Here is a 13,922-nt window from a genome sequence, read left to right on the forward strand (position 1 = left end):
TGCCGTTGCCACGCCCTGGATGCGGTTTGTCTCGCGCCGCGCGGGTCAGTACGACTTCGGCAGCCCGAGCGCCTGCTCGGCGACGTAGCACAACGCGAGCTCCTGTGTCACCGGTGCGAGCAGCGGCAGCACGCTTTCGCGCAGGCCGCGCTCGACGTGGTACTCCGTCGCGTAGCCGTAGCCGCCGTGCGTGCGCACCGCACGCAACGACGTCTCGAAACCGGCCTCCGCCGCCAGGTACTTGGCCGCCGTAGCCTCGACACCGCAGGGCTTGCCGGCGTCGTAGAGCGCCGCCGCCTTCCACATCAGCAGTTCGGCCGATTGCAGGCGCATCCAGCATTCCGCCAGCGGATGCTGGATCGCCTGGTTCTTGCCGATCGGCCGGCCGAACACGACGCGTTCCCTGGCGTAGTCGGTTGCCCGCGCCAGCGCTGTCTCAGCGGCGCCGAGCGCCGCAGCCGCGACGAGGATTCGCTCCGGATTCAGGCCGTGCAGCAGGTACCTGAAGCCCTGGCCTTCGTCGCCGATGCGATCCTCGACGGGGATCTCCAGCCCGTCGATGAACAGTTCGTTCGAGTCCACTGCCTTGCGCGCCATCTTGTCGATCTCGCTGATGCGCACGCGCGATCGATCGAGGTCGGTGTAGAACAGCGTGACGCCCTCCATCGGCCGCGCGCATGCCTCGATCGCCGTCGTGCGGGCCACCAGCAGGATCTTGTTGGCGTGCTGCGCGGTCGAGGTCCAGACCTTCTGGCCGTGGACGATGTAGCGGTCGCCCGCGCGGCGGGCGAAGGTTCTCACGCGTGTGGTGTCGGAACCGACGCTGGGCTCGGTCACGCCGAAGCAGGCGCGATCCGAACCGTCGATCAACGGCGGCAGCATGCGGCGCTTTTGCGCCTCGCTGCCGAACACGACCACCGGCTGCGGGCCGAACAGGTTCAGGTGGACCGACGACACCGCCGCCGAGCCGAGCTTGCCGATCGTGCGCATCACCATCGCGGCCGCCGAGATGCCGAGGCCGGCGCCGCCATGTTCCTTGGGCATGGTCACGCCGAACCACCCGCCGCGGGCAACGGCGTCGCAAAACTCGCTGGGCCAGCGCCCATCGCGGTCCCGCTCGAGCCAGTAATCGGCGCCGAAGTCGGCGCAGCGGGCCTCGACGGCGTCGCGGATCGCAAGCTGGTCGTCAGAGAAGTCGAAATTCATGCGGGGAGCTTCTGCAACAGGCCTGCGGGGACGTCGACCGGCATGTCGAGCAGCATCTGCGCCATGCCCTTGCCGAGCGGGTCGTTGCGCAGCGACGCCATGCCGCCGCCGCCCAGCGCCCGCTCGCAGACGAGGTTGATGGCATGGATGCCGGGCAGCTCGTAACGGTGGACCGGCCCCTGCACCAGATGGCGGAGGTACTCCGCGACGCGTTCTGGCGTCACCTGGTCTATCAGCACCGGCAGCAGGGCCGGATGCCGCGCGATGAGGCCGATGTTGGAGGTGTCGCCCTTGTCGCCGCTGCGTCCGAACGCGATTCTCAAGAGCGGCACGCTCTGGCGTGGGCCGGGGGGCAGCGCACCCTCGATGGGCGCCAGCGGTCCAGGCGCGACCTGCGGTTGCGGTGGCGGCAACGTCACGGTGAACGTCGTCTCGCCGAGCGTGACCGTCGGCGTCATCTGCGCCTTCGGAATGAGCCAGGCGAACTGCCTCAGCACCGGCGACACCGAGGGACGGCCACTGGCACCGGTCGTACCGGGTGACCAGGAGGTGCCGGGTGCGGCTAACTCGCGGCTGAACATCTGCAGTGCGCGCCGGTCGGCATGCGTCACTGTCAGGCGCAACACGACTTCGCGCGTCGGCAAGGGCCGCGCATGCGGCCCGTAAGCCGACTCCGTGCCGAGCAGCTCGATATGGGTGGTCAGGAAAACCGCGAACCCGCTCTCGCGCAGCAGCCGGCGGCCGCGTTCGAGCAGCGCCTCGCCCGTGCGCCTGGCCTTCGCTGCGGCGTCGATCCCGACGATAGTGAGCTGCCCGGACACCTTGAAGCCCGCCGGCGCGGTGGCGCTGACCTTGTAGGTGCCGGTCGGCGGGCGGCCGCGCGCGCCGGTCACGAGCACGCGATGCGGCCCGGCCTGCTCCATGCGCACCTGGCGGAAGTCGCAGATCACGTCCGGCAGCAGATAGTTGGCCGGATCGCCTATCTCGTACAGCAGTTGCTCCCCGACGGTTGCGGGCGTGACGAGGCCGCCGGTGTCCGCGGGCTTGGTGACCACAAAGCTGCCGTCTTCGCGGCACTCGACGATCGGATAGCCGATGTTCGCCCAGTCCGGCACGCTGGCCCAGTCGGTGTGCAGGCCGCCTGTCGCCTGGCAGCCGCATTCGATGATGTGGCCGGCCAGGCTGCCGGCGGCGAGCCGGTCGAAGTCGTCGGCCGCCCAGCCGAACTCGTGCATCAGCACGCCGAGGGTGACCGCACTGTCGACGCAGCGGCCGGTGATGACGATGTCGGCGCCCGCGGCCAGGGCCCGCGCGATGGGCAGTGCACCGAGATAGGCATTGGCCGTCACCAGGCGCTCCGGCATGGGCTCGCCGCTGGTCATTTCGACCGTGCCGGCCGCTCGCATCGCGGCGGCAAGCGGGAGCACGTCGTCGCCTTCGACGATCGCGACCCGCACCGGTACGCCCAGTTCGTCGGCCAGAGCCCGCACCGCCGCGGCGCAGCCCCTCGGATTCACGCCGCCGGCGTTGCTGACGATGCGGATGCCCTGCTCGACGGTCTGCTTCAGCACCGAGCGCAGCGCCACCGTGACGAAGTCGATGGCGTAGCCTTCCTCCGGCCGCTTCATGCGCGCGCCCGCGAGGATCGACATGGTGAGCTCGGCGAGATAGTCGAACACGAGGTAATCGATGGCGCCGCAGCGCACCAGCTGCAGCGGTCCGAGGCTGCTGTCGCCCCAGAAGCCTGAAGCGCCACCTATGCGCACAACCTTGCCCGGCGTCGACGATGTCAGTTGCCCGTCCATTGCGGTTTCCTTTTTTCCTTGAATGCGGTCAGGCCCTCGCGCGCGTCCTGGGTCAGGGCCAGCAGGCCGATCTGTCCTTCGCCGAAGGCGATCGCCTCGTCGAAGGACATCGAGCGCATCGCCTTCATCGCATACATGCCGCGCCGCAGCGCGGTAGGTGAGTTGGCGAGCAGCCGTGACAGCAGGCGCTCGAGCGCAGCGTCGAGGTCGTCAGCCACCTCGTTCACCAGACCGATCTCGCGTGCCCGCGCCGCGTCGATGGGCTCGCCCGTCAGGCACAGCTGCGCGAGGCAGCGCAGCGGCAACTGGGCCTGCAGCACGGCGAGCACCTGCATCGGGAACACGCCCACCTTCACCTCGGGCAGGCCGAAGCTCGCGTGCCGGGCCGTGATGGCGAGATCGCACATCGCGAGCAGGCCCATGCCGCCGGCCATGCAGGCGCCGTTGACCCGCGCGACGAGCGGCACGTTCAGCGTGCGGGCCGTGCGCAGCAGGTCGGCATAGGCGCTGGTCGGCGTGGAATAGTCGAACGCGAACGCATCCCCGCCCAGGTCGGCGCCGGCGCAGAACGCTTCGTCGCCCGCACCGGTGAGCACCACCGCGCGAATCGTCTCGTCAGACCTTGCGCGATCCAGCGCTTCCTGCAAGGTGCCGATCACTTCCGCGTTGAGCGCGTTCCGGCGCTCCGGACGGTCGATGGTGAGAATCAGCCGCCCGTCCTGCCGGTTGGCGTGCACGACCTCGCTCATGCTTCGACTCCCGTTGACTCGCTGCACGCCGCGACTTGCGTCACACCCGCCTGCTCCATCTCGCGGATCTGCTGCGGCGAGTAGCCGGCCTCGGCCAGCACTTGCGCGCTGTGCTCGCCCAGCAACGGCGGCGGGCGCAGCGGCGGCAGCGGGGTTTGCGGCCATTCACTGGGCACCGCCATGGTTCGCAGCATGCCCTCGGTGGGATGCTCGAACTGCTGGAAGAACCCGATGTCCTGCAGGTGCGCGTCGTCCATCAGTGACTCGAAGGTTTGCGCCGCCATTACCGGGATGCCGAGCGGCTCCAGCAGCTCGCGCCATTGCTGCGTGGTCTGCGCTTTCAGCTTGTCGGCGAGGATCTCGTACAGCGCCTCGACATGCTGGGTGCGCGATTCGCCGTCGGCAAACCGCGGGTCACTGTTGAACCGCTCGGCCTCCCCGACCACGCCCATGAAGGCCTGCCACTGTTCGTCGGTGTAGACGACGAGGCACACCAGGCCGTCCTGCGTGGCGTACGGCCGCCGCTGCGGGTTGAGCAGCCGCGGATAGCCGAAGCCGCCGCGCGGCGGGATGAACGTGTGGCCGTACAGATGATCGCCCAGCATCATCTGCGCGGTGGTCTCGAACATCGGCACGTCCACCGCCTGCCCGCAGCCCGTGCGCTCGCGCGCGAGCAGGGCCGCGCAGATCACGCCGAACGCGTACAGGCCCGTGGCCCGGTCCGAGAGGTTCAGCGGGGCATAGCGCGGCACATCGGAACCGGCCCGCACGCTGGCCTCGGGGATCGCGACGGCCGCCTGGATCAGGTCGTCGAAGGCGCGCGAGTCCGCATAGCGGCCGCGCTGGCTGAAGCCGAAGGTGCCGACGTAGACGATGCGCGGGTTCACCAGCCGCAGCGCCTCGTAATCCAGCCCGAGGCGCTGCATCGCCTGCGGCCGCACGTTGTAGACCAGCGCGTCGGCCGTCTGCGCCAGCTTCAGCAGCGCTTCCTTGCCGGCAGGGCGCTTCAGGTCCAGCATGACGCTGCGCTTGTTGCGGTTCAGGTTGAGGAACAGCGGGCCGGCGCCCGAGCGCCCGCCAGGCCCGACGGCGCGCAGCATGTCGCCGCCGGGCGGCTCCACCTTGATCACGTCGGCCCCCAGGTCGGCCAGCATCTGCGTGGCCGAAGGTCCCATGACGACTTCGGTGATGTCGACGATGCGCAGGCCGGCCAGCGGCCCGCCCTGGTTCGAGTCGCTCTTCATTCTGTCCGTGCTCCTCTTTCCGGCTCAGGTACCGGCCACGTCGGCGCCATTGCCGCGGATGTAGGGCACCGGTCCGATGTCGCGCGCCGCGGCGAGGGCCTCGATCGCGTACCGGATCGAGACCGCGTCATTGAGCGAGTGGAACGTGCCGTCGTCGTTGAAGCTCACCTGCGCGCCTTCGATCCAGGCGAGGGTGATGGTGTCCTCGGTATTGTCCTCGGGGGTGTAGAAGGTGTGCACCGAGCCGCCCGGCTCGTACAGGTAGGAGCCTGCCGTCTGCCGCTGCTCGGGGTACTCGCGATACGCCCAGCAGCCCTGGATCGTCCACACCTGCGCCGTACCGGTGTGGTAGTGAATCGGCAGCGAGCAACCGGGTTCCAGGATGGCCAGGAAGACCCACTCGCCGCGCTCCAGGTCAAGGCGCAGCGGCTTGATGTGGATGCCCGGAAAGACATCCCTGATCAGCGGGATCTGCTCGATGTTGACGGTCAGAAGTTTGTCCTGGGGCAGGGCGGGCAGCGGCAGCGGGGCGCCGGTGGACGTGGTGGGCTGCGCGAGCATTCTTGCGTTCATGCGTTGTCTCCAGTTGCTAGTGGATGTAAAGCAGTCGATGGAAGCCGCCCTTTGATAAGGAAGCCGGACGCAGGCTGCTCCGGCAAGCAGCGCAGGGAGGCAGCGGCCCCGCGCGGAAGAAACAGGAAGTCACCCGGGGCGAGACCGAAGTCCTGCCCGTCGACACGTGCGTCGATCCCTCCGTCTTCGACGTAGAGAACCTGCTCGGCGTCAGGCTCCGTGGTGCAGACCGATGCGCTGCCGGCAGGCATGCGCAGCGCCGCAATGTCGACCCAGCGCGCGCCAGCGGTCTCGCGGTCGATGAGGGGAACCGTGCCGGTGGCGGCGTCGCCAGCGGCAAACACGCGCAGCTGGCCTTGGTCGGGCGCGGCGACAGCGCCGTGGGGTTCCGAGATCGTTTGTGCCGGGTTCTCGCCATACGGCGGCGTATAGACGACCAGCACACGCCCGGGCTGGTCGCTGGTCACGCGAAAGGAATGGAACACGCCTGCCGGCACGTAGGCCCAGGTCCCGGGCTCCATCGCTTCCACGCGGCCCTCCGCTCCCGACTCGCCGGTTCCCTCGATCATGTAGGCGCATTGCTCCAGGCGGGGATGCGCGTGCGGCCGCGCGCCGTGCGATTTCACGATGGTGCCGACCAGCACTTCGAGCGCCGTCGCGCCGACAGTCTCGGGGCCGATCACGCGCACGTTTGAGGTGCCGGTGTGGTTGGCCGGCGCGTAGGCGGCAAGGGCTGCCGCCCGGATCACGGCAGGTACGGGCTTCATTCGCGCTCGCTCCCTGCGGTCCTGACCGCCGGGGCGGCGGCCTGCGCCGCCATGAAGCCGGAGGCGGCGGGACGGTTTTCCACGATGACGGGCTGTGGCTTCCTGGCGGGCAGCGATTGGTCGGGCACGCGCGCCGCGGCATCCGTTCCGCTTCCGACCGGAAAAGGAACGATGATCTTGATGGGCTTGGCCGGATAAGGGGCCGCCGCCATCGCATGCAGCGCGGGTACGGGGGCAGCCAGGAGGACGAGAAGGTTCCGCATGCGCATCGAGCTCCAGTGAGGACTCAACTTCGGAGACTTAAACTTAAATGACTAATGTTAGTAGTTTAGGCATGCGCAAAGTGACGTCAAGTACGGGCTTACCCGACAGCCCGTCGCTGGGGCTCGGTGATGCCAGGCACGGTTTTCAGGGCGGATGCGGGGAGGTCGATCTCGGAGACGTAGCGGTCGCCCCGATACCAGGTAACACCGGCGTAGAGCACGTTGCCTTTGCCGTCAACCAGGCGCCGCGACATCTTCGCGACGGGCGAGGCAAACGGAATCTTCAGCATATCGCACAGAGGAAAATCAGCGGGTATCACGGTCACGCGCTGCCGCAAGCGTTTGCAGCGCGCGCCCAGTTCGTCGAGCACCGCGGCGAGCAGTTTCCGCTTCATGGCGATGTCCCGCGGCAGCGATTCGAAAACCGGCGTGGGCACATAGATCTCGGCGTAGCAGAACGGCTCGCCGGAATAGGTGTGCAGTTTGCGGACGCACACGTATTCGTCGGCCGACCGGTCATCCGGCCCGAGCAGCTCCTGCGGCATCAGGGTGCGGCGCCCCACTTCGAGTATCTCGAACGCAAGCGCCTGCGGCGCGGCGAAGGGGTTGTTGATCACCTGTTCGAGGTCGCCCGTGGCGGCGGGCAGCGCTGCAACGTGGGTCCCAACGCCCCGCTGGCTGCGGATCAGCCCTTCCTTGGAAAGCAGCTCGTATGCTTGCCGGACGGTGACGACGGCCACGCCCAGATCGTCCGCGAGTTGCGTGATCGGCGGCAACTGCGTGCCGAGCGGGTACTCGCCCTTCGCAATTCGGTGCCGCAGCAGGGACGCCAGCCGGTGATATTGCGCAACGCCGCGCTCGGCCGGCAGCTCCGGTCGCTCGGTCCCAACGGGTCGCTCATCCGCCATCATATAAATCCTAATTAACCAACATTCGAATTATATGTCAGCGATGGGCGAGCAGACGCTCGCGTTTCTGGCACACCCAAACAACGTCCCTTGCGGCTCATGCAAACCACGTGATGCCGCTTGCAGTCGTGCAGGACGTTCACTGACGCAAAGTTGTGGGCTGGTCCATGGCATCCATAGTGCTCGTTTCTTGATCGAAGGAGACGGTCATTCATTGCGTCCGTTCTGATGTGAGTCCAGAGTGCATTGGTGACTGGCCCAGCGCGCAAACGGCAAGTGTGTATATTCCCTTGCTTGACGGGCTGATATGGACGACCGTTCCACCTTGGAAGCGGCCCTTCAGTGGGCACACGCGTCAACGGCTGAAGAGGGTCGATCACGGTCTTCCGCGTCGGGCAGCGGTCGGCCAAGAACCGCCCTTCGCGGTCGGTTTGGCGAACGGCTGCTGAGCGACCAGCGGCCATTTCGGTCGTGGCGCCTTTCCTGCCTCGCGGGTCAGCGCTTCCGCAACGGGAGAATCGCGGCTGCCGGATAGTCGCCTACTGCGTGCCCTCCTCATGAAGACGCTCCGCACCGACACGTGGATCCTTCGGCTGGTACAGCAATCCATCGACCCTCACGAAAGCCCCTTTTAGATCAATCCAGGCCGCATCCCCATCACATAGAATCGACGGCCAGAACCGGTAGCCGTCCGGAGCGACATCCGCGGTCCGGTGAATGAAACCCCGTCTCCGACCCAGAGTTTGGGGAGAGAGGCAACCAACGACTGCATGAGAAACCCCTTACGGATGCGCGACAGCGTTTCGTGCCCGTCGGGATGGATATGAAATCCGTTCACCTGGTCTGGCATCACACCAGCGAGTTCTGCCACCAGCGCTTCCACAGTCCTGTCGTTGAAGAGGAGCCCGAAATCCGAACTGGCATAGAAATGCGCACGATATCCGGCTCGCCCGTTGAAGAAATGGTTAAAGAGCGCCCGGCGAGCCTGGAACTGGATGACCGCACGAAGTCCGCCGCGCGCGTCCGTGGCTTCTTCCTGACAGAAGCGCGCCTTGCCACCGACCGCGGCTTCGCGCAGCACTCCGGCGAGCGCTGCCACTAACGCATTCGGCTCCGGACAAGCCTCGATCTCCTTCGCCAATTCAAAGTCGCCGGCCTCTATGGTTTCGAGCTGCCAGCTAGGCGGCACAGGAATGAGTTCGTTTGACATTGTTTAAGGAGTATCAGTTGGTTTCGAGTCCACACTTAAAATAATTCTACGGAGAATTTACGTTTGCCTTCGCGGATTCCGGGCGTGGTGTGTCTATCGCACCGCTGCAGATCGAGCGTTTCCAGTGCTGCCCCCGCAAACCGCGAAAAGGCGGCATGGCCGGTGCCGCAATTAGTGAAAACTGGCTGTCTGATTTCGTTCGGCTTTTTCAGCCGCGTTGTCACGGTCGAGACGACGTGTGATGTAGAAAGCGAAAAGGCGCGCTGCCCGCGCAATTGAAAGTGCGCATTCTCGAACAAACGCGCCCGGTCGACCACGGCGAACGCGCGGACCGAGTTCGGCCACTTTCTGCCGCTCGCCTGAGTCATGCCGCGGTCGTTCGACCGGCTGGTTCACTTCAAAACGCGCCCGCTGCTCAATGCGCGGAGGCAGGTCACGCCGAGATCTATCCTCCCAGATCCACAATGGCGCACGCATACCCGCGTGACGGGCAGACCTGCGCGCCTAAGGATGAAATGGCCAAACGATCGCGATGGCTGTCTGGCCATCGCAGCAGGGAAGGACAATTCCAAAATCGCGAGCCGCAATAAGGGCGAGATGTTGCGCTGAACGTGTCCTTTTGTCGATGCAGCGCTTTCGCCCCATGCTACCGAGTCTGTAACCGAAAAAGATTGAGGCTACGAGCAGCTGCATTGGCGTTGCGAACGGGCATAGCTTCTACCGAGCTCGGAAGCCAAAACCATATAAGCAGTAGGCGGAAAGAGGTCACTTTTGCAACATTCATCCGATGGTTAGCCTGCCCATGTTGCCGCATCTCACTGAGCGGCCTGGAGATTTGTTCGATATTGGGTTTGCCCAGCAATGAAGTCGTGGTCAATTGAAGCAAGTTTTCGGGGGCGGATCAACAAGACGGCATGATTGCGGTGGAACTTGGCATTACGACCTAGTTTTCCTATGCTTCACGATCGTGCATTGCCGATCCTCTTCGGCTTGGCAGATAGTGTTCCCCATGGAGCGTTTCGATGTCCCACGAGCAGGGCGACAAAACAGCACGTGTCGACGAATCTTTTCCCGACCGCTTCGCGATTGACACTATTCGGGCGGCCCTCTGGCGGGGTCCTGCAAACACGCGCGCCTGCGTTATGATCGGCGCCGGGTTCAGTCGCAACGCGGATCCCGTGTCGAGTTCCGCGAGAGACTTTCCTACTTGGGGAAACATGGCGGCGGCGTTGACCAATGCGCTCTATCCGCCAGAAGAAACGCGCTGGCGACATCAAGCACTGAAAGATGCATCCGCGACCAGCGGGTTCCTCAGACTGGCCCAGGAGTACGAGACCGCGTTCGGACGCCTTGCGCTAAACGAGTGTATTCGTAGCCTTGTACCCGATCATGATTACCAACCCGGTGCGATGCATCGCAGACTACTGACGCTGCCATGGGGGGACATTTTCACAACAAACTGGGACACTCTTCTCGAAAGAGCGGGTCGGGATGTGTTCTCGAGAAACTACGACACAGTTCACACTTATGCGGAAATACCCGGTGCACAGCGTCCTCGTATTGTGCACTTGCACGGCAGTTTTCCCGCGTATGATCCGTTTGTTTTTACGGAAGAAGACTTCCGGCGCTATCCGGTCACGCATGCGCCGTTCGTTAATCTCGTCCAGCAAGCGTTGATGGAATCCACGCTTTGTTTGCTCGGATTTTCAGGCGATGACCCCAATTTCCTCCACTGGTCTGGTTGGGTACGAGATAACCTCGGGCCTCATTCCCCGAAGATTTTTCTTGTTGGCTGGCTGAACCTGTCTCCTCATAGGCGACGCATGTTGGAAAGTCGGAACGTGGTACCTGTCGACCTCTCAATGCTTCCGGGTGTCGCGCACTGGCCTCCGGAAGTTAGGCACAAGTATTCCCTCAGGTGGCTGTTGACCGAGCTTGAGTGTCCGCCCGTGCAAAATCCGCTTCAGTGGCCGCGCGTTGGCAAGGAGGTGACCTGCGGGGAACCTGCAAGAGAACTGTTCACACATCCGGCTGAGGCGAGCAGCGCTGCTTCGGCACAGGGCAAGAGTGACGGCGAGGACAAGCTGGGAGCGCTGCTTAAGTTGTGGGAGGAGGAGCGATCGGAATATCCAGATTGGTTTATCGCGCCCAAGCGCGTTCGTGACGCCGTATGGAAGCGGACTGTGCCGTGTCTTGACGATTTGGAGAAAGTCGCCCAAAAACCGCCTGACAGAAGGCTGGTCAAGCTGTTTCGCGAGGCAAGTTGGCGTTTGAATGTGGCGCTTGCACCGCCCACGCCGTTCACTGAGAGCTGCCATCAGCTATTGCAGGACATTCACTTCTTCGACGAGGGAGATACGCCGTCGCACACCGGATTCTGGGTGCAAACAATGGAGGACGAGTCGCTCGAAGCGGTGCAACACATCGCCATGTTCGTGTTGCGGGCAGCCGTACGAGAAGGAGATAAGGAACGTTTCGATAAAACGAGACACTCGCTCGCGAGGAGTCGCTTCCGACCATTGGACCTCAACAATGAATTGACGTATGCGAACGCGTTGTGGCTCAGGGACCACGCAAGATTCGCCGATCTGGGAGCGCTCCTATTCGAATGGAATGTCGATCTCGCTGATCATGGTTGGGCCATACGCAAAGCCGGTATGTTGTCCTACTTGGGTGCAGAGAACAGCAGCCGTGCTCTCGGCAGTGCAACAATCCGCAACATTCGTCAAAACCGACGACGGGACATCGTCGATCTGGCCGCATTCTCTCGCGAAGCCTGGGCGCTGTGGCATCTGCCGCGATCGGACGGATCGGCGACCGTCTCCGAGAAAAAATCGCGCGCAGGTACGGAAATACTCCGCGTAAGGCAAGCGGAGGAGGAGGGCGATGAGGCGTTCGATGAATGGGCCAACGACGCAAGCGTGAGATGGCGCGAGCTCGCGGTCTACGATTGCAATCCTATTGCCGACTGTTCCGAACTGTTCGCGAATTTATATGCCGGACGCGTAACTCACGATTCGGATGTTGCGTTTGTCGATTCGCATACGGGTCCCGACTCTATGACTCGTCGGAACCTGAAGCCTAGCAGGCGAGTCTACGAGATTAGCAGGCGGGTCTACGAGATGCTCCGCCTTGCTGATGAAGTTTCTCTTGGCTGCGTGAATGGGCAATCGAGGCAGTTCGAAGTGGCATTACGCGCGTCGATCGTGGAAAGCGCGGCTGATGCGCCGTATATGGCGAGCATATACGGCATCCGGCTCGCAAACGGCGCGAACGATCCCTTACTCAAGCAAGTGTTTTCGCCTAACCACGTGAAGGATCTTGAATCGCCGTTGTATGACATTCTCGTCAAAATCCTTGAAACAGAGCTCGAATTCCTTGAAAGCGCTGAGACGTCTCGATTTTGGAGAAAGAACACGCGAACGAAGCGCGGTGAGGTCGTGCCCGCGGTTCTTGCTATGTTGAAACGAGAATGAGCGTGATTCAGCGCGTGCACAAGTCGTTGCCTGTGTTCGCACAACTTTGAGCGTTTCACTTCATCCAAGAGACGACTGGCAGCGTTCAACACGGTGGAGATATGAATGCCCGGCGTCCTCAGTTCAACAGTCTTCTCAACGTGTATCGATGAACGTCAGCGAAGGCCAAACTTCCGTCTTTTATGCGGCTGAGCGAGCGTCCGTTGTGTCTTGAAAGCGGCCTTAACGCAGCGCTTGGTTGACCGGCGGCTCTGGGTCGAGCTTGTGTGAAAACACGCTGATCGCCTAGACTGGATTAACTCATTCAGCGAGGGTGACCGGATGAAGCGATTCATAGAAGGTGAAGATCGCAAGCAGCTGACGCTGCTTCCAGAGTGCCTCGATGACTTCGTTGCCGAGGACAATCCGGTCAGGATTATCGAGGCGTTCGTTGAGGAGCTTGACCTTGCATCACTGGGCTTCGATGGCGCGATGCCGTCGACTACAGGTCGCCCGTCCTATCATCCAGCCGTGCTGTTGAAAATCTATATCTACGGCTATCTGAACCGGGTTCAGTCGAGCCGCCGGCTGGAGCGTGAATGCCAACGCAATGTTGAATTGATGTGGCTCACCGGCCGCCTGGCGCCGGACTTCAAGACCATCGCCGACTTCCGTCGTGACAGTGGAACAGGCATCCGCAACGTATATCGCCGCTTCGTGCTGCTGTGCCGCGAGCTGAAGCTGTTCTCGCAGGCGCTGGTTGCCATTGGCGGCAGCAAGTTCAAGGCAGTCAATACGCGCGATCGCAACTTCGCAGAGGGTAAGGTCGACAAGCGTCAGAAGCAGATCGAGGAGAGCATCCAGCGGTATCTGAATGCTTGGAGACCGCCGATCGTACGCAACCCGCGGAGCTGGAAGCGAAGACAACTCGACTGCAGGACAAGATCGCGCGCTTGCGCGGGCAGATGCGAAACCTTGAGCAGATCAAGGAGCAACTCAAGACGGGTCCTGACGGTCAGCTCTCGACGACCGATCCTGATGCACGCTCCATGGCGACGAGCGGCAAAGGCTCAGGAATGGTGGGCTACAACGTACAGGTGGCAGTAGACGCCAAACACCACCTCATCGTCGCTCACGAGGTCACAAACTCTGGCAGCGACCGGGCACAGCTCAGTCCTGTTGCGAAAGCTGCCCGCGATGCGATGGGCAGGACCAGACTGCGGGCAGTCGCCGATCGCGGCTACTACAGCGGGCCTCAGATCAAGGCGTGCGCGGATGCCGGGATTGCGGTAATGCTCCCCAAACCCCCGACATCCAGCGCGAAATGCCATGGTCGATTTGATCGGGCCGACTTCATTTACATTGCACGGGATGACGAATACCGATGTCCTGCTGGCGAGCGGGCAATTTACCGCTCCACGCGGGAGGAACACGGTATGCAGCTGCGCCGTTACTGGAGCAGTGCCCGTGCTCAGTGCTCCATGAAATCACAGTGCACTCCAGGCACAGAGCGACGAATCACGCGATGGGAACATGAGTCGGTGCTGGAAGCAGTTCAACGTCGGCTCGACCGGACACCGGACGCGATGACGGTGCGCAGGCGAACCGTCGAACATGTCTTCGGCACGTTCAAGCACTGGATGGGCTACACGCATTTCCTGACACGCAGGCTGCCCAACGTGGGGACCGAGATGAGCCTGAACGTACTGGTTTTGTCGCGGTAAGGGCAAGACGCGGACGAA

The 13,922-nt window shown here is 63.4% G+C and carries 11 protein-coding genes and 1 pseudogene; 2 read left to right on the forward strand and 10 right to left on the reverse strand.

The genetic code is table 11. From position 1 onward, the window contains the following. Nucleotides 1-45: 45 nt before the first annotated feature. The 10 genes from OKW35_RS17490 to OKW35_RS17535 all read right to left on the reverse strand — a co-directional run bounded on the left by OKW35_RS17490 (nt 46) and on the right by OKW35_RS17535 (nt 9,093). The gene (locus OKW35_RS17490; RefSeq protein ID WP_429552691.1) at nt 46-1,206 is read right to left on the reverse strand and encodes an acyl-CoA dehydrogenase family protein; all 1,161 of its coding nucleotides are present in this window, start codon (nt 1,204-1,206) and stop codon (nt 46-48) included. Further along, nucleotides 1,203-3,011, reverse strand: coding sequence for an acyclic terpene utilization AtuA family protein (locus tag OKW35_RS17495; protein WP_429552692.1), 1,809 nt, complete (start codon nt 3,009-3,011; stop codon nt 1,203-1,205). Before OKW35_RS17495 ends, OKW35_RS17490 begins: the two co-directional genes overlap by 4 nt. Beyond that, complete coding sequence (locus tag OKW35_RS17500; protein ID WP_429552693.1) at nt 2,996-3,760, reverse strand: enoyl-CoA hydratase-related protein; 765 nt, start codon at nt 3,758-3,760, stop codon at nt 2,996-2,998. The genes OKW35_RS17495 and OKW35_RS17500 overlap by 16 nt, the downstream gene beginning before the upstream one ends. After that, nucleotides 3,757-5,004: a CaiB/BaiF CoA transferase family protein gene (locus OKW35_RS17505; RefSeq protein ID WP_429552694.1), complete on the reverse strand. Its 1,248-nt coding sequence runs from the start codon at nt 5,002-5,004 to the stop codon at nt 3,757-3,759. The genes OKW35_RS17500 and OKW35_RS17505 overlap by 4 nt, the downstream gene beginning before the upstream one ends. Before the next feature lie 24 nt (nt 5,005-5,028). Then, entirely contained in the window at nt 5,029-5,577 is a 549-nt protein-coding gene (locus tag OKW35_RS17510; RefSeq protein WP_429552695.1) for a 2,4'-dihydroxyacetophenone dioxygenase family protein, read from the reverse strand. Next, on the reverse strand, nt 5,574-6,344 hold the full coding sequence (locus OKW35_RS17515; protein ID WP_429552696.1) for a cupin domain-containing protein: 771 nt from the start codon (nt 6,342-6,344) through the stop codon (nt 5,574-5,576). Before OKW35_RS17515 ends, OKW35_RS17510 begins: the two co-directional genes overlap by 4 nt. Then, on the reverse strand, nt 6,341-6,607 hold the full coding sequence (locus tag OKW35_RS17520) for a hypothetical protein (RefSeq protein WP_429552697.1): 267 nt from the start codon (nt 6,605-6,607) through the stop codon (nt 6,341-6,343). Before OKW35_RS17520 ends, OKW35_RS17515 begins: the two co-directional genes overlap by 4 nt. A 98-nt stretch (nt 6,608-6,705) precedes the next feature. Continuing rightward, nucleotides 6,706-7,518 carry a GntR family transcriptional regulator gene (locus OKW35_RS17525; RefSeq protein ID WP_429552698.1) on the reverse strand — a complete coding sequence of 271 codons (813 nt, stop codon included), beginning with the start codon at nt 7,516-7,518 and terminating at the stop codon, nt 6,706-6,708. Nucleotides 7,519-8,146: 628 nt separating this feature from the next. Beyond that, on the reverse strand, nt 8,147-8,725 hold the full coding sequence (locus OKW35_RS17530; protein ID WP_429552699.1) for a hypothetical protein: 579 nt from the start codon (nt 8,723-8,725) through the stop codon (nt 8,147-8,149). A gap of 35 nt (nt 8,726-8,760) precedes the next feature. Then, the gene (locus OKW35_RS17535; protein ID WP_429552700.1) at nt 8,761-9,093 is read right to left on the reverse strand and encodes a hypothetical protein; all 333 of its coding nucleotides are present in this window, start codon (nt 9,091-9,093) and stop codon (nt 8,761-8,763) included. Between the two features lie 654 nt (nt 9,094-9,747). Between OKW35_RS17535 and OKW35_RS17540 the strand changes: the two genes are divergently transcribed. Further along, complete coding sequence (locus tag OKW35_RS17540; RefSeq protein WP_429552701.1) at nt 9,748-12,201, forward strand: SIR2 family NAD-dependent protein deacylase; 2,454 nt, start codon at nt 9,748-9,750, stop codon at nt 12,199-12,201. A gap of 321 nt (nt 12,202-12,522) precedes the next feature. Further along, nucleotides 12,523-13,889: pseudogene (locus OKW35_RS17545) on the forward strand (IS1182 family transposase); the annotation flags it as partial. Nucleotides 13,890-13,922: the final 33 nt, after the last annotated feature.

Source organism: Paraburkholderia sp. MM5477-R1 (genome assembly GCF_050436385.1).
In the GTDB taxonomy this organism is placed as follows: domain Bacteria; phylum Pseudomonadota; class Gammaproteobacteria; order Burkholderiales; family Burkholderiaceae; genus Paraburkholderia; species Paraburkholderia tuberum.